The organism is Roseovarius autotrophicus (genome assembly GCF_018069895.1).
Taxonomy (GTDB): domain Bacteria; phylum Pseudomonadota; class Alphaproteobacteria; order Rhodobacterales; family Rhodobacteraceae; genus Roseovarius; species Roseovarius autotrophicus.
The window spans coordinates 23513-38760 of record NZ_JAGQDH010000005.1; the positions used below are offsets into that span (position 1 = coordinate 23513).

At 65.9% G+C, this 15248-nt stretch carries 17 protein-coding genes and 1 tRNA gene; 6 read left to right on the forward strand and 12 right to left on the reverse strand.

Features of this window, described 5'->3' with window-relative positions:
- Nucleotides 1-19 precede the first annotated feature (19 nt).
- Both KAK09_RS07560 and KAK09_RS07565 read left to right on the forward strand, forming a co-directional pair.
- Nucleotides 20-376, forward strand: coding sequence for a hypothetical protein (locus tag KAK09_RS07560; RefSeq protein WP_210878326.1), 357 nt, complete (start codon nucleotides 20-22; stop codon nucleotides 374-376).
- A gap of 55 nt (nucleotides 377-431) precedes the next feature.
- A complete protein-coding gene (locus tag KAK09_RS07565; RefSeq protein ID WP_210878327.1) occupies nucleotides 432-1934 on the forward strand; it encodes a multicopper oxidase family protein in 1503 nt (500 codons plus the stop codon).
- A 39-nt stretch (nucleotides 1935-1973) separates the two neighbouring features.
- Here the strand turns inward: KAK09_RS07565 and KAK09_RS07570 are convergent, their stop codons facing one another.
- From KAK09_RS07570 to KAK09_RS07580, 3 genes are all read right to left on the reverse strand, one after another.
- Nucleotides 1974-2651, reverse strand: coding sequence for an ABC transporter ATP-binding protein (locus KAK09_RS07570; protein ID WP_210878328.1), 678 nt, complete (start codon nucleotides 2649-2651; stop codon nucleotides 1974-1976).
- Nucleotides 2644-3933, reverse strand: a complete 1290-nt coding sequence (locus tag KAK09_RS07575; RefSeq protein ID WP_210878329.1) for a lipoprotein-releasing ABC transporter permease subunit — start codon at nucleotides 3931-3933, stop codon at nucleotides 2644-2646. Before KAK09_RS07575 ends, KAK09_RS07570 begins: the two co-directional genes overlap by 8 nt.
- A 66-nt stretch (nucleotides 3934-3999) precedes the next feature.
- The gene (locus KAK09_RS07580; RefSeq protein WP_210878330.1) at nucleotides 4000-5253 is read right to left on the reverse strand and encodes a UbiH/UbiF/VisC/COQ6 family ubiquinone biosynthesis hydroxylase; all 1254 of its coding nucleotides are present in this window, start codon (nucleotides 5251-5253) and stop codon (nucleotides 4000-4002) included.
- Nucleotides 5254-5296: 43 nt separating this feature from the next.
- Here KAK09_RS07580 and KAK09_RS07585 point away from each other — a divergent pair, with 43 nt between their 5' ends.
- Nucleotides 5297-6634 (forward strand): amidase, encoded by a 1338-nt coding sequence (locus KAK09_RS07585; protein ID WP_210878331.1) that lies wholly within the window; start codon nucleotides 5297-5299, stop codon nucleotides 6632-6634.
- Between the two features lie 77 nt (nucleotides 6635-6711).
- On the opposite strand, the gene KAK09_RS07590 is transcribed toward KAK09_RS07585, so the two are convergent.
- Genes KAK09_RS07590 through hisF form a run of 3 tightly spaced genes read right to left on the reverse strand, consistent with a single transcriptional unit; the run spans nucleotide 6712 to nucleotide 8082 of the window.
- Entirely contained in the window at nucleotides 6712-7002 is a 291-nt protein-coding gene (locus KAK09_RS07590; RefSeq protein ID WP_210878332.1) for a Dabb family protein, read from the reverse strand.
- Between the two features lie 4 nt (nucleotides 7003-7006).
- A complete protein-coding gene (locus KAK09_RS07595) occupies nucleotides 7007-7321 on the reverse strand; it encodes a phosphoribosyl-ATP diphosphatase (protein ID WP_210878333.1) in 315 nt (104 codons plus the stop codon).
- Nucleotides 7318-8082 (reverse strand): imidazole glycerol phosphate synthase subunit HisF, encoded by a 765-nt coding sequence (gene hisF, locus KAK09_RS07600; protein ID WP_210878334.1) that lies wholly within the window; start codon nucleotides 8080-8082, stop codon nucleotides 7318-7320. The genes KAK09_RS07595 and hisF overlap by 4 nt, the downstream gene beginning before the upstream one ends.
- A 103-nt stretch (nucleotides 8083-8185) precedes the next feature.
- Between hisF and KAK09_RS07605 the strand changes: the two genes are divergently transcribed.
- Complete coding sequence (locus KAK09_RS07605; protein WP_210878335.1) at nucleotides 8186-8635, forward strand: DUF302 domain-containing protein; 450 nt, start codon at nucleotides 8186-8188, stop codon at nucleotides 8633-8635.
- A gap of 4 nt (nucleotides 8636-8639) precedes the next feature.
- Here the strand turns inward: KAK09_RS07605 and hisA are convergent, their stop codons facing one another.
- Nucleotides 8640-9362 (reverse strand): 1-(5-phosphoribosyl)-5-[(5-phosphoribosylamino)methylideneamino]imidazole-4-carboxamide isomerase, encoded by a 723-nt coding sequence (hisA, locus tag KAK09_RS07610; RefSeq protein WP_210878336.1) that lies wholly within the window; start codon nucleotides 9360-9362, stop codon nucleotides 8640-8642.
- A 131-nt stretch (nucleotides 9363-9493) separates the two neighbouring features.
- Here hisA and KAK09_RS07615 point away from each other — a divergent pair, with 131 nt between their 5' ends.
- A complete protein-coding gene (locus KAK09_RS07615) occupies nucleotides 9494-9883 on the forward strand; it encodes a DUF2147 domain-containing protein (RefSeq protein WP_210878337.1) in 390 nt (129 codons plus the stop codon).
- Nucleotides 9884-9886: 3 nt separating this feature from the next.
- Here KAK09_RS07615 and hisH read toward each other — a convergent pair whose 3' ends face one another.
- The 3 genes from hisH to KAK09_RS07630 form a co-directional block, all read right to left on the reverse strand.
- A complete protein-coding gene (hisH, locus tag KAK09_RS07620; protein WP_210878338.1) occupies nucleotides 9887-10525 on the reverse strand; it encodes an imidazole glycerol phosphate synthase subunit HisH in 639 nt (212 codons plus the stop codon).
- Nucleotides 10526-10586: 61 nt separating this feature from the next.
- Complete coding sequence (gene hisB / locus KAK09_RS07625) at nucleotides 10587-11174, reverse strand: imidazoleglycerol-phosphate dehydratase HisB (protein ID WP_210878339.1); 588 nt, start codon at nucleotides 11172-11174, stop codon at nucleotides 10587-10589.
- 108 nt (nucleotides 11175-11282) lie between these two features.
- A tRNA-Gly gene (locus KAK09_RS07630) sits at nucleotides 11283-11357 on the reverse strand.
- A 189-nt stretch (nucleotides 11358-11546) separates the two neighbouring features.
- Between KAK09_RS07630 and KAK09_RS07635 the strand changes: the two genes are divergently transcribed.
- Nucleotides 11547-13097 carry a Na/Pi cotransporter family protein gene (locus tag KAK09_RS07635; protein WP_210878340.1) on the forward strand — a complete coding sequence of 517 codons (1551 nt, stop codon included), beginning with the start codon at nucleotides 11547-11549 and terminating at the stop codon, nucleotides 13095-13097.
- Between the two features lie 14 nt (nucleotides 13098-13111).
- Here KAK09_RS07635 and KAK09_RS07640 read toward each other — a convergent pair whose 3' ends face one another.
- Nucleotides 13112-13513 carry a c-type cytochrome gene (locus KAK09_RS07640; RefSeq protein WP_210878341.1) on the reverse strand — a complete coding sequence of 134 codons (402 nt, stop codon included), beginning with the start codon at nucleotides 13511-13513 and terminating at the stop codon, nucleotides 13112-13114.
- Nucleotides 13514-13577: 64 nt separating this feature from the next.
- The gene (locus tag KAK09_RS07645; RefSeq protein WP_210878342.1) at nucleotides 13578-15152 is read right to left on the reverse strand and encodes a lysine--tRNA ligase; all 1575 of its coding nucleotides are present in this window, start codon (nucleotides 15150-15152) and stop codon (nucleotides 13578-13580) included.
- Nucleotides 15153-15248: the final 96 nt, after the last annotated feature.

Genomic DNA, 15248 nt, shown 5'->3' on the forward strand with positions numbered 1-15248 from the left:
GCGACCCTAGCTTTGCCCCATGCGCCAAGCTGCCAAAGCCCTGCCCGTCTTCGCCGTCCTGCTCGCCCTCGTGCTGAGCCTGCCGGTGCTTGGGCTGCATGGCTTCACGCATGGGGCGGTGCCTGCCACCGATACGGCTCAGCACCTCCACCACATCCCGACGCACCCCACAAGCCCCGACGACAGCTTGAACAGGGGCGTGAACGACTCTGCCGACATCGCCTGCAAGGCGCTTTGCACCGGTCCGCTTCTGGCCACCGCAACGGATGCCTCGCATCCCGCCGCCCTCCGCCTCGCGCCGCATCGGTCCGATGCGCCCCGGCTCTGGGTCAACTGGACACGCCCGCAATCCCCGCCTCCGAAGCCTGCGGCCTGACCCCTTCATCTGGCCTGCCGGGTGCGTCCCGGCCCTTCTTTTCGGAGATATAAGAATGACTTGCTTCACCCGCCGCGGCTTTCTTGCCGCCAGCACCGCCGCATCTGCGGCCCTCCTCCTGCCGGCCCGCGTTCGCGCCGCATCTGACGCGCGCCGCCTTGTCGCCGCCACCCGCACCATCGAGGTGCAGGGTCGCGCCGCCACCGTCCTGGGCCTTATGGACGAGGGCGGGCGCCTTGGCCTCACTCTCGATCCCGGCGAGCGGTTCCGCGTCGATCTGACCAACGACCTCGCCCATGAGACGATCATCCACTGGCACGGCCAGATCCCGCCCAATGCCCAGGATGGCGTGCCCAATACCAACCCTATGCTCGCCCCGGGCGAGACCCGCGCCTATGATTTCGCCGCCCGCCCCGGCACTTTCTGGATGCACAGCCACATCCCGGCGCAGGAAATCGGCCTGCTCGCCGCACCGTTGATCGTGCGCTCCGAGACCGACCTGGCCGAGGACCGGCAGGAGGTTGTGCTGTTCCTGCACGATTTCTCGTTCAAGACCCCCGATGAGGTTCTGGCCGAAGTCAAGGGCGGACATGCCGGTGGGCAGGGCGGTGGCCATGGAGCAGCCCCCGCGATGGGCCACGGCCAGATGCAGGGCATGCAGGGCATGAGCCAGGGTCAGGGCATGATGGGCGGCATGAACCATGGCATGATGGGCAACATGGGGGCCATGGGGGCCATGGAAATGGACCTCAACGATTTCGATTTCGACGCCTATCTCGCCAATGACCGCACCCTTGACGACCCCGAGGTGATCGCCGTCGAGCGCGCCGGCCGTGTGCGTCTGCGCGCCATCAACGCGTCTTCGATGACCGCCTATTGGCTCGACCTTGGAACCGTCATCGGGCGGCTTGTCGCCACGGATGGGGACGCCTGTCATCCCTATGCCGCGTCGCGCTTCGCCATCGCACCAGGCCAGCGCCTCGATATCGAGATCGACCTGCCCGAGGACGGCAGCGCCCTGCCCGTCCTCGCCCTGCGCGAAGGCGCGCGCGAGCGCACCGGAATCATTCTCGCGCCGAAAGGGGCGGAGATCCATCGCATCCCCGGGCTTTCGGAGGCCGATCATCCCCCCGCCTCGATGGACCTCACGCAAGAGGCCGCGCTGCGCGCCCTCTCGCCCCTGCCAGAGCGCCCGGCGGATCGCGCGCCCATGGTCATGCTCGGCGGAACCATGAGCCCCTATCAATGGACCATCGACGGACGCCTCTGGGGCAATCACGCCCCGATCCCCGCCCGCAGCGGCGAGCGGGTCGAGATGATGTTTCACAACATGTCGATGATGGCGCATCCGATGCACCTGCACGGCCATGTGTTTCAGGTCGTGGGGCTTGGTATGTCCCGCATCGCGGGCGCGCTGCGTGACACGGTGCAGGTGCCCCCGATGAGCATGGTGACGATCGCCTTTGACGCGGGCGAGGTAGCGCCCTGGATGCTGCATTGTCACCACATGGGCCATCTCGAAACTGGCATGATGACCGAGCTTGCCGTAGGCGCCTGAACGAGTTGTCGCCGCCCCCTCACCGGGGCGGCGGCCTTATTACACCACCCGCCCCTGATCGAGGCGCACCACCCGGTCCATCCGCGCGGCAAGCTCAAGGTTGTGCGTGGCAATCAGCGCGGCCAGCCCCTCGCCACGCACCAGCCGTTCCAGCGCCCCGAACACCTGATCGGCGGTGCCGGGGTCGAGATTGCCCGTCGGCTCGTCCGCCAGCAACAGCCCTGGACGGTTTGCCAGCGCCCGGCAGAAGGCCACGCGCTGTTGCTCGCCCCCCGACATGGCCGCGGGCCGGTGACCGGCGCGCGCGGCCACGCCCACCTCTGTAAGCAGCGCCTCGGCGCGTGCCTCGGCCGCGCCACGCGCCACGCCATCGGCCAGTTGCGGCAGCACGATGTTCTCCAGCGCCGTGAACTCCGGCAGCAGGTGGTGAAACTGATAGACAAAGCCCACCTCGCGCCGCCGGACCGCCGTGCGCCGCCGGTCGCTGAGGCCAGTGACATCCTTGCCACCGATCGCGACCGTTCCGCTGTCGGCGCTGTCAAGCAGCCCCGCGATATGCAGAAGCGTCGATTTTCCCGCCCCAGAGGGAGCCACGAGCGCCACCATCTCGCCCCGCCGAACCTCCAGGTTCACGCCCTGGAGCACGAGAACCTCGCCCACGCGGCCCCGGTTATATCCCTTCTCGACACCCGCGAGGCGCAGCATCGGATCACTCATAGCGCAACGCCTCCACCGGGTTCATCCGCGCCGCCCGCCGCGCCGGGAAGAGCGTGACCACGAAGCTCAGGCCAAGCGACAGCGCGACAGCGGTAAGCACATCACCCGCCTGCAATTTTGCGGGCAGGTGATAGATGCCCCGGATCGACGGATCCCAGACCTGCCCGCCCATCAGCATGTTCACGAAAGAGAAGATCGGATCGATATAGATAGCAAAAAGGCAGCCCAGGAACACCCCCGCCACCGTCCCGACAAGGCCGGTCGCCGCCCCGCAGATAAAGAATACCCGCAGGATAGAGCCCTCGCTCAGCCCCATGGTGCGCAGGATGCCGATATCGCGGCCCTTGTTCTTGACCAGCATCACCAACCCCGAGGTGATGTTGAGGGTGGCGATCAGCACCAGAATAGAGAGGATCACGAACATGACGTTATCCTCGACTTCCAGCGCCCTGAGGAACGCCCCACTCGAATCCTGCCATGTCCAGACCAGTGCCCGCTCTCCCGCCGCCCGCAGCAAGGCGGGGGTCATGCCAGCAACCGTCTCTGGATTGCGCACCATGACCTCGATCTCGTCGGCGCGCCCGTCGCGGTTGAAGTAGCTCTGCGCCTCGGCAAAGGACAGATAGACCCGCACCCGGTCGATATCATAGCGCCCCGCCGAAAAGATATAGACCACGTCATAGGCGTTGATACGGGGACTTGTGCCAAGCGGGGTCTTGACCCCGTCGGGCGAGATGAGGCGGATACGATCGCCCACCGTAAGCCCGAGTTCCTGCGCCACGCCAGAGCCGATGGCGATGCCTGCCTCGAACTGCCCCAGATCACCCAGAGATGTCTCGGGATCAGCCACCCGCGGGATCGTCGCAAGATCTCCTGGCGCGATGCCGAACACTTGCACCCCGGCATTGCGCCCGTTCGCGGTAGCCATCACCTGCCCCTTGACCAGCGGTGCGGCGCGCGTCACTCCCTCGACGGCCCGAAGCCGCTCGGCCATGCCGGTATAATCCTCGATCGTGCGATCAATCCGCCCCGTCGCGGCATCCGCCTGCCCGGCATTGTAAACCGTCACATGGGCATTCGCGCCCAGGATCGTATCGACAAATTCGGCTCGGAAACCCGAGCGCACCGAAAGCGTCGCAATCAGCGCGAAAACCGCCAGCGTGATCCCCACAAGGCTGATCCAGGTCATCACGCTCACGCCGCCCTCGGCGCGGCGGGCGCGCAGATAGCGCCAGGCGATCATCCATTCGAACGGGGCGAAAGGGGGGGGCGTCGCGGCCATCACGGCTCCTCGGGGCAAACTCGCGCGGACAGTGGGCATTTCGCCCCATGGCGTCAAGGGAGGCGCTCAGCCCTTCATCAGCGCGGGCAAGTCGCCGGTCAGCCCCGCCGCCTCGCGGATGAAGCCGCGGCGCAGCGCGGGCAAGCAGGAAATGGCCCCCATGCCCAGATCGCGGGCCGCACGCAAAAGCGGGTTGTCGTTGGAGAATAACCGGTTGGTGAGGTCTGTGGCCAGCGCCAGCGTGGCCGTGTCGAAGCGCCGCCATTCCTGATAGCGCGCCAGCACATCAGGGGCGCCGATTTCCTCGCCGCGCCGCCGCGCCTCGTCCAGCACCTGCGCCAACGCCGCCACATCGCGCAGTCCGGCATTGAGGCCCTGTCCGGCGATCGGGTGCATCCCATGCGCCGCGTCGCCGATGAGCGCCAGACGCCCGGAGACAAAGCTGTTGGCGACGGTGAGGTTGAGCGGATAGGTGAAGCGTTTGCCGCGCAGCGCGATCTTTCCCAGAAAATCGCCGAAGCGCGGGCGCAACACCTCCATGAACGCATCATCGGTCAAGGCGGCAAAGCGCGCGGCGGTCTCGTCGGTCTCGCTCCACACAATCGAACTCACATTCCCCAGCAGGGGCAGAATCGCCAAAGGTCCGGGCGGCATGAAGAACTGATGTGCGATGCCATGATGGGGCAATTCATGTTCGATGGCGGCCACAAGCGCGGTCTGACCATAGCCCCAGCCCGTGCGCCCGATCCCCGCGCGCCGCGCCGTGCCCGAGCCGCGCCCATCGGCGCCGATGAGAACCCGCCCCGCGAGCACCTTGCCGGAGGCAAGGGAGAGCGTCACGCCCTGCGGCCCGACCTCCTGCGCCATCACCTCTTCGCCTGAAAGCTGCGTGATTTCAGGAGTTTCATCCATCGCCGCGATCAGCGCGCGGCGCAGAAAGCGGTCTTCGAGCATGTGGCCCATCGGACCTTCCTCGATCTCGGCATGGTCGAAATGCAGAAAGAAGGGCGCAGGCCCCTCGCCCGCGCGCCCGTCCGAGACCTTGATTTCCAGCATCGGCTGCGCGTTATCCGCGACCCGGCCCCATAGCCCGAGATTGCGCAGAAGCCGCACCGAGGACAGCGCCAGCGCATAGGCGCGCCCGTCGAAATCATCGGCCTCGCGAGCTGGGGCGGGCAGCGCGTCGATCACGGTGCTTGTCAGTCCCGAACGCGCGGCGGCAAGTGCCAGCGCCGGGCCATTCAGCCCGCCGCCGACAATCAGAAGGTCACTGGTCTTGTTCATGTCCCTCAATATGTCCTCGCGCGCGGGATTGTCCATGCGCCCTCGTGCCGCTAGCAATGGAACAAAGTGGAGGATGGCAATGCAGGACTGGCTGAACATGAGCGCCGCCGATCTGGGGCGCGGAATAGCGGCAGGAGAGATCGACCCTGAGGCGCTGACCGACGCCTATCTCGGGGCGATCGCGGCGCATCCCCTGCGCGACCGAATCTACAGCGCCGTGACCGAGAACCGCGCCCGCGCCGAGGCGGCGGCGGCAGCGGCACGCGCGACGGCGGGGCAGCGGCGCGGGCCGCTCGATGGCGTGCCGATAAGCTGGAAGGACCTTTTCGACAGCGCGGGCGTGGCGACCGAGGCGGGATCAGCCCTGCTCAGGGGCCGTGTGCCCGCCCGCGATGCAGAGGTGTTGCGCAATGCGACAGCGGCGGGTCTCGTCTGTCTCGGCAAGACCCATATGAGCGAACTGGCCTTTTCCGGCCTTGGCCTCAACCCGATCACCGCCACCCCGCCTTGCGTCAATGACGCGGACGCCGTGCCGGGCGGATCCTCTTCGGGGGCAGCAGCGAGCGTGGCTTTCGGCCTCGCCGCCTGCGGGATCGGGTCGGACACAGGCGGTTCGGTGCGCATCCCCTCGGCGTGGAATGATCTGGTCGGGCTGAAGACCACGGCGACCCGCCTCTCGCTTGACGGGGTGGTGCCGCTCTGCCAGAAATTCGACACGGTGGGTCCGCTCGCGCGCTCGGTTGAGGATGCGGCCCTGATGCTTGCGGCGCTCGAAGGCGGCAAGCCTGCCGATCTGCGCGGAACATCGATCAGGAGCGCGCGATTCGCGGTTCTGGCCACCGTGGTGCTCGATGATCTGCGCGCCGACCCCGAGGCCGCTTTTGCCGGAGCGATCGCGAGGCTCCGCGCCGCCGGCGCGACGGTGGAAGAGATCGACGCACCCGAAGTGGCCGAAGCGATGCCGCTCTCGCCCGCGCTTTTTACCGGCGAGGCCTATGGCCTATGGCGCGACGTGATCGAGGCCGACCCCGAGAAGATGTTCACGCCGATTCTGGACCGCTTCCGGGGCGGACGCGAAATCTCCGGTGCCGATTATGTGGCTGCGTGGCAGAAGCTCGAACATCTGCGCGAGCAATGGCACGCACGGGTGGCAGGCTATGACGCGGTCTTGATGCCCTCTGCCCCCAACCTGCCGCCCGACCGCGAACGGCTTATGCGGGACAGCGACTATTACGTGACCGAGAACCTTCTGACGCTGCGCAACACGCGGGTCGGCAACCTGATGGGGCTTTGCGCCGTGACGCTGCCCACAGGCACACCCTCTTGCGGGATCATGCTCTGTGGAAAACCGTTTCAGGAAGAGCGGCTTTTGCGCGTGGCGAAAGCGGTCGAGGATACGATTGCCCTCACCATTTGAAAACAAACCCCAAGAAAATTCTCGAATTTTCTTGGGGCGGGAATTTTTTCTCGAAAAAATTCCGGGGCGAAACCTGCTTAGCCAGCCGTGAAATCGGCGGCGATGCGCAGATCACGCAGGGGCCTCACCAGCGCGATGCACTCGGCATAGATCGGGTGGGCCTTGTAAGCGGCCAGTGCCGCCTCATCCTCGAATTCGGCATAGACCACCAGATCGACCCGCGCGCCCGAGATCGGGTCACTTTGCAGGTTGCGCCCCACCTCGAAATGGCGCGCCTGCGGGATCTGCGCCAGCATCATCAGCCCCTTGCGGATGCGTTCGACATCATCCGGGTTGGCGGCGGAAAAGAACACGATATGGCGGATCATCAGCTTACTCTTTGGAACGGGCGGCTTTTTCGGACAGGCCCGAGACGCCCTGACGCCGCGCAAGCTCGGCCATGACATCGGACAGGGCAACCTCGCGCGAGTGCAGCATGACGAGCAGGTGAAAGAGCACATCCGCCGCCTCTGACGTGAGGCGGTCGCGGTCGCCCTTCACCGCCTCGATGATGGCCTCCACCGCCTCTTCACCGAATTTCTCGGCGCATTTCTCGGGGCCTTTCGCCAGCAGCTTGGCGGTCCAGCTTGTCTCAGGGTCGGCGCTGGCGCGCGCCGCAATGGTGCGGGCGAGTTCGTCAAGCGTCATGCCGCCAGCCTCATCGGAATACCGGCTGCGGCCATATGCGCCTTGGCCTCGGCAATGGTGTAGGTGCCGAAATGAAAGATCGAGGCGGCAAGGACAGCTGAGGCGTGGCCCTCGGTTACGCCTTCCACCAGATGATCGAGCGTGCCCACGCCCCCCGAGGCGATCACCGGAATATCCACCGCATCGGCAATGGCGCGGGTGAGAGGGATATTGAAGCCTGCGCGCGTGCCGTCGCGGTCCATCGAGGTAAGCAGGATCTCGCCCGCGCCTTTTGCCGCGACAAGGCGCGCGAACGCCACCGCGTCGATGCCGGTGGGTTTGCGCCCGCCATGGGTGAAGATCTCCCATTTGCCGGGGCTGACCGTCTTGGCGTCGATCGCCACCACGATGCACTGGCTGCCGAAGCGGTCGGCCGCGCGCGCGACCACCTCCGGGTCGGCGACCGCCGCCGAGTTGAAACTTACCTTGTCCGCCCCGGCAAGAAGTAGCGCGCGCACGTCCTCGGGGGTTCGCACGCCACCGCCCACGGTCAGCGGGATGAAGCATTGCTCGGCGGTGCGGCGGACCACATCGAACATGGTGCCGCGATTCTCGTGCGTGGCGTGGATGTCGAGAAAACACAGTTCATCCGCGCCGGCCGCATCATAGGCGCGCGCGGCATCAACCGGGTCGCCCGCATCGCGCAGATCGACAAAGTTGACACCCTTGACCACGCGCCCGTCGGCCACGTCGAGGCAGGGGATGATGCGGGTCTTGAGCATGGGTTCGCCGGATTTGGTGACAGTGTCACGGTTTCTATGGGCAAATCCGTCAGGATGCCAGAGGATGCAACACAGATTCGCTGGATCATTGATGGAGAGTTTCATGAGACAATTTCTGGCCGCAGCGGCAATCACACTGGCGGCGCTGCCCGCAGTCGCGAGCGATGACGATATCATCAGCCTTCGCGCCGGGGCCGATGTGCCCACCACCATGGACCGGCTCGAGGCCGCGGTGAGCGGGGCGGGGGCCACGGTTTTTGCCCGCGTCGATCATGCTGCAGGCGCGGCCAGCGTCGCTATGGCGCTCGCGCCGTCGCAACTGCTGATCTTCGGCAATCCCAAGATGGGCACGGCCCCGATGCAAGACGATCCGCGCGCTGGGCTGTTTTTGCCGCTGCGGGTGCTGGTCTATGAGGATGCGGCGGGGCAGGTGTGGGTCGCCTATCAGGACCCCAGGGAGATGTTCGAAGATCTCGATATTTCCGACGATGCACCGTATCTCGAAATGATGGCGGGGGCGCTTGCGAAACTCACCGCTGCCGCAGCGGAATGACGGCTCAGCCCCTGAGCGCCGCGAGGGCCGCGCTCAGGTCGAGCGCCCCATCATAAAGCGCGCGCCCAGAGATCGCACCGTTCAGACCCGCGCCGCAATCACGCAGGGCAATGAGATCCACCAGGGAGGACACACCACCAGAGGCGATGACCGGGATCGACACCGCCCGCGCCAGCGCTGCCGTGGCCTCGACATTCGGCCCCTGCATGGCCCCGTCGCGATTGATATCGGTATAGATGATCGCGGCCACGCCCGCGTCTTCAAAGGATCGCGCGAGGTCGGTGGCGTCCACATCCGTCTCCTCGGCCCAGCCCTTTGTGGCCACGCGGCCGCCGCGCGCGTCGATCCCCACCGCCACCTGACCGGGGAAGGCGCGCGCCGCCTCGCGCACAAGGGCGGGGTTTTCCACCGCCACGGTCCCGAGGATCACGCGCGCGAGGCCGCGATCCAGCCAGCGCTCGATGGTCGCCATGTCGCGGATGCCGCCGCCCAACTGCGCGGGCACCGGACAGGCGGCAAGGATCGCCTCGACCGGCGCGGCATTGACCGGCTGACCGGCGAATGCGCCGTTGAGGTCCACCAGATGCAGCCATTCGCACCCCGCCTCGACAAAGGCGCGCGCCTGTGCTGCCGGGTCCTCGTTGAACACCGTCGCCTTCTCCATGTCGCCGCGCAAGAGGCGCACAGCCTTGCCGTCCTTGAGGTCGATGGCGGGGTAGAGGATCATCGGCGCACCTTTCCTTCTGATGGGCGCGGTTATGCACGGCTGCGCGAGAATTGCAACGCGACCCGACGTCAGACTTGATTTGCCCACAAGCCATGGCAGAGCATGCCCCAGCAGTCAGGGAGGACAAAGGCATGCGCAAACTGGTGATGATGACGGTGGTCTTGAGCCTTGGGGCGGGGGCGGCGATAGCCGAGCCGCTTCTGGGCATGTGGCGCACGGCGGGCGATGACAACGGCAATTCCGGGCTGATCGAGGTGGCCCCCTGCGGTAGCACACTGTGCGGCAAGCTGATCAAGTCGTTCAACGCCGCCGGACAGGAAATCCCGAGCGACAATATCGGGCGCAACATCATCTCCGAGACGGTGCCAACGGGCGGCGGGGCCTACAAGGGCAAGGTCTACAGCCCGGATCGCGGCAAGACCTACAATTCCAGGCTGCAGCTCAGCGGCGACACGCTCAAGGTCAGCGGCTGCATGTTCGGGGTTTGCCGCGACGGCGGCCACTGGTTGCGGGTGAAATAAGCCTCAGGGTCGCCACGCCAGGAAATTGGCGATGAGCCGAAGGCCGGTCTGCTGGCTTTTTTCCGGGTGGAACTGGGTGCCCAGCATCGTGTCGCGTCCGACGATTGCGGTTATCGCGCCGCCATAGTCCACATGCGCCAGCCGGTGCGCAGGGTCCGCCACCTCGAAATGAAAGGAATGGACGAAATAAGCGTGATCGCCGGTTTCGATTCCGTCAAGCACCGGGTGGGCATGGTCGACCACCAGATCGTTCCAGCCCATGTGCGGCACCTTGAGCGAGGGCCCATCAGGGCGGATCGCCGCGACCGTGCCGCCGATCCAGTCAAAACCGGGGGTCTCCTCGTATTCCATCCCGCGCGTGGCCAGCATCTGCATCCCGATGCAGATGCCAAGGAAGGGGCGGGCATTCTGGCGCACGGCCTCGTCGATCGCCTCATAAACGCCGCGATGATCGAAAAGCGCGGCGCGGCAGGCCGGAAACGCCCCATCGCCGGGCAGCACGATCCGATCCGCGCTGCGGATCGTCCCGGGGTCGGCGGTCACGATGACATCGCCCGCGCCGGTCTCCTGCGCCATGCGCTGAAACGCCTTTTCCGCCGAGTGCAGGTTGCCGCTCTCGTAATCGATGATGACAGTGGTCATGGGTTTTGTCCTTTGTCGCGCAGCTTGCTCCGAAAACCGGTGCCCACTTTTCGGGCTGCGCTCAGAGGCTGCCCTTGGTGGACGGAATGGCATCCGATTTGCGCGGATCGCTTTCCACCGCCTCGCGCAGGGCGCGCGCCACCGCCTTGAACGCGGCTTCGGCGATGTGGTGGCTGTTGAGTCCGTGCAGGGCCTCCACATTCAGGGTGATGCCGCCATGGGTGCTCAGAGCCTGAAAGAACTCGCGCACCAACTCAGTGTCGAACGTGCCGATCTTGGCCGTGGGCAGGGTCACGTTCCACACCAGATAGGGCCGCCCCGACAGATCGAGCGCGGCGCGCACAAGCGCATCATCCATCGGCAGAAGGCACGCGCCATAGCGCCGGATGCCGCGCTTGTCGCCAAGCGCCTGCGCCAACGCCTGACCGAGCGCGATACCCACATCCTCGACCGTGTGGTGATCGTCGATATGAAGATCGCCCGAACAGCGCACCACCATGTCAATCAGCGAGTGCCGCGCCAGTTGATCCAGCATGTGATCGAAGAACCCCACGCCGGTGCGGTTGTCATAGCGGCCCGAGCCATCGAGCGTGATCTCCACGCTGATATCGGTCTCGGCGGTCTTGCGGGTGATGGTTGCGCTGCGCATGGGGCCTCCGGCTGGCGATGCGCGGTCTATACTGCGCCGCGCGCGGCAAGGGAAGGGCCACGCGCACACAGGACGGTGCTCCACATCCGCATGATGATGCTTGGAAAATGGAGCGGGCGATGAGATTCGAACTCACGACCCTTACCTTGGCAAGGTAATGCTCTACCCCTGAGCTACGCCCGCGTCCTTGGGTGAGGCGTCAGATACAAAGCCTCGCGCCGGGCCGCAAGAGGAAAATTGCGACGGCGTGGCGATTTCTCGCTTTCCGGCGCGTGTCGGGCAGGGGCCATGCCCTGTCTGCCCAGGGTCTGACTCTCTGCGCTTGCCAATCATGCCGCAGCGCCGCATCCTTTGACCGCGAGGAGGGCAGGAATGGCAAGTAACATTCTGACCGGGCTCGGCGGGGTCGGGCTGTTTCTACTGGGCATGGAGATCATGACCGGTGCGCTGCGCGAGGTGGCGGGGCGCGGCCTTCGCCGGGCGCTGGCAAAGCTGACCGCCTCGCCGCTGCGGGGCGTGGCGACGGGTGCGCTGGCGACGGCGACGATCCAGTCATCCACCGCTGTTTCGCTCATCACCATCGGCGCGGTCGGCGCGGGGCTTCTGGGCTTTGTGCAGTCGCTTGGCGTGCTTTACGGCGCCAATATCGGCACCACCGTCACCGGCTGGCTCATCATGATTCTGGGGCTGAAGCTCAAACTGGGCACGCTGGCGCTACCGGTGCTGTTCGTGGCCGCCATGCTGATGCTGCTGGGGCGTAACCGGGTTGCGCGGACCGGGCGGGCGCTGGCCGGGTTCTGCCTTCTGTTCATCGGACTGGACATGATGCAGGCCGCCACGGGCGGGCTTGGGGCTTGGCTCTCGCCCGGGATGCTGCCCGGCGATGGCTGGGGCGCGCGGCTGATTCTCTTGCTCATGGGGGCAGGAATCGTGGCGCTGATCCAGTCCTCCTCGGCGGCGATGGCGCTGGTGCTGGTGCTGCTGGGGGCGGGCGCGATCGGCTTTGCGCAGGCGGCGGCGCTGGTGATCGGCTTCAACATGGGCACGACGGCGACGGGGCTGCTGGCATCGCTTGGCGGGGCGCGCGCGATGCGGATGACGGCAGTGGCAAACCTGATGTTCAACATCGGCACGGCGGCGCTGGCCTTTCCACTGCTCGATCTGGTCGCACCACTCCTGCATGGCACCTGGCTTGGAACAGATGACCAGACCGCGTTGGTGCTGTTTCACACCGGGTTCAACCTTCTTGGCGCGGCGGTGTTCCTGCCGCTCACCCCGCGCTTTGCCGCGCTGGTCTCGCGACTGGTGCCCGAGCGCCCGGTGCCGCTGGCCGAGGGTCTGGATCGGCGGCTCCTGGCTGACGAGGGCGCGGCGCTCGATGCCGCGCAGGCGGTGGCCGACCGGTTGCGCCGCACTCTCTTTGGCGCACTGGCGCGTGCCCTCGGTCCTGAGGGCGACCTGCGCGGGCTGGCCTCGGTCGCGGTGCAGGGCAACGAGGTGATGGCCGCCATCGAAACGTTCCTGTCACAGGTGCGCATAGCCCCTGACCGGGCCGATGAGGCCGCGCGCTATGCCGCCCTTCTGCACCAGATCGATCATTTCCAGCGGTTGCTGGAACGCTGCGCGCAGCGCGACCGGATCGCCACCGTCCGTCAGGACGCGCGGCTTGACCGCGACGTGGCGGCACTTGCCGCCGCGCTTCGACAGGATCGGGCAAGCGTGTCCCTGGCCAACCTGCTGGCCCGGCGCGGGCGGCGCTATCGCAGGGGCGTGCTGTTGCGGGAACATGTCGGCCTTGTTCCCGTGGGCGAGGTCTTTGCCCGCACCGATGCTCTGCGCTGGCTGGTGCGCGTGGCCGATCACGCGGCGCGCCTCGACCGTCACGCAAAAGAGGGCCGACAGGACATGCGCCCCGCCGCCTGACCCACGGCCTTGGCTCAACCCTCCTGGATACTTTCCAGATAGACCAGAAGCGCCGCAAGAGGACGAGGCGTCGGCGTCAGCACGCCGTCGCCCACATCCAAGGGCACCGTATCGCCACGCAGGAGCAGACCGAATTCCGGCATCTCCTGCCCCGGCAGCCCGGTCCGGTCATAGCCGTCAATCACCGAGAGAACATGGGTGCGCGGGAACGCCCCGTCACCAAGCCGCGTCAGATCGGAGGGCGGCGGACGCAACCCCTTGGCCCATGGCCCGTCACCCTTGCCGCCCGCGCCATGGCATTGCGCGCAATTTGCGGCAAAAATCGGCGCTCCCTCCCGCGCGTCGGGCATCGACACTGCCTGAACGCAGGCGGCAAGGCCAAGGGCGGCCATGAGGGTGACGACAGGATACTGCATTGCTGGCCTCATGCTGTTTTGCCACGAAGCTACCAAGCCCCCGACCCGCGCGCAATCATCCGCGTCAGGCCAACTCGCCCGCAAGCGCCCGGTCGATCAACGCCACGGTCTCCTCCACGCCATAAAGCGCGATGAATCCGCCAAAGCGAGGCCCCTGAGAGGCCCCCAGCAGCACCTCGTAAAGCGCCTTGAACCAGTCGCGCAGCGGCTCGAACCGGTCGCGCCCCACGTCATAGACAATCCCTTGCAGCGCCTCGTCATCGCGGGCCCCCTCATGCGCGGCAAGACGCGCGCGCAGATCGGAAAGCGCCTCGCGCTCCAGATCAGTGGGCGCACGATAAACCTTGTGGGGTGCGACGAAATCCTCGTAATAACGCACCGCGCCCCCCGCCGCAGCATCCAGATCGGGGTGCGTCTCGGGGCTGGCCTCGGGCGCATAGCGGCGGATGAAGCCCCAGAGCACGTCCTTGTCATGGGCATGGGCCACCGAGGCGAGATTGAGCAGCATCGAGAAGGACACGACCATACGGCTCTCGGGCACATCGCCGTTGTGGATGTGATGCACCGGGTTGTTCAGCCTTTGCGCCACGTCCTGATCCACATAGGCGCGCAATTGCTGGTGGTATTCGTCCAGCGCCTTGGGGATCACATCGAAATGCAGCCGCTTCGCCGTCTTGGGCTTTTGATACATGAAATAGCTGAGGCTCTCGGTCGCCGCATAGCGCAGCCATTCATCAATGGAGATACCGTTGCCGGAGGATTTGGAAATCTTCTGCCCGGTCTCGTCCAGAAACAGCTCATAGGTGAAATGCTCGGGCGGCTGCACACCAAGCGCCCGGCAAATGCCGTCATAAATCGGCGTGTTGGTGGAATGGTCCTTGCCATACATCTCGAAATCGACGCCAAGCGCCGCCCAGCGCGCGCCGAAATCGGGCTTCCACTGCAATTTGACGCGGCCCCCGGTGACGGGCAGCGTCCATTCCCGCCCGTCCTCGTCATCAAAGGTGATCTCGCCCTTCGCGCCGTCCACATGCTTCATCGGCACGTAAAGGACGCGCCCCGTCTCGGGGTGGATCGGCAGGAAGATCGAATAGGTCTTCTGCCGCTCCTCGCGCAAGGATTTCAGCATGATCGCCATGATCGCGTCATAGCGCTCGGCCGCGCGCAACAGAACCTCGTCAAACTGCCCCGAGCGGTAGAACTCGGTCGCGGAATAGAACTCGTACTCGAACCCGAACGTGTCGAGAAACCGCCGCAGCATGGCGTTGTTGTGATGGCCGAAACTCTCGTGTTCACCGAACGGGTCGGGCACGCTTGTCAGCGGCTTTTGCAGATGCTCGCGCAATGCCTCCTGACCCGGCACGTTGCCCGGCACCTTACGCATCCCGTCAAGATCGTCGGAAAAACAGATAAGCCGCGTCGGAATATCGCTGATCGCCTCAAAGGCGCGGCGGATCATCGTCGTGCGCAGCACCTCGCCAAACGTGCCGATATGCGGCAATCCGCTCGGGCCATAGCCGGTCTCGAACAGCACATAGCCCTTCTCCGGCGGGGCGTTCTCATAGCGTTTGAGCACCCGGCGCGCTTCCTCAAAAGGCCAGGCTTTCGATTGCATCGCTGCTTCGCGCAGATCGGGCATTGCTCAAACTCCGGGTGTTCTGTGCGCGCATGAGACCGCGCGGCCATTCCGCTTCCTATTGCCGGGGGGGCGGACAGTCAATATTCTGCGCCGCAA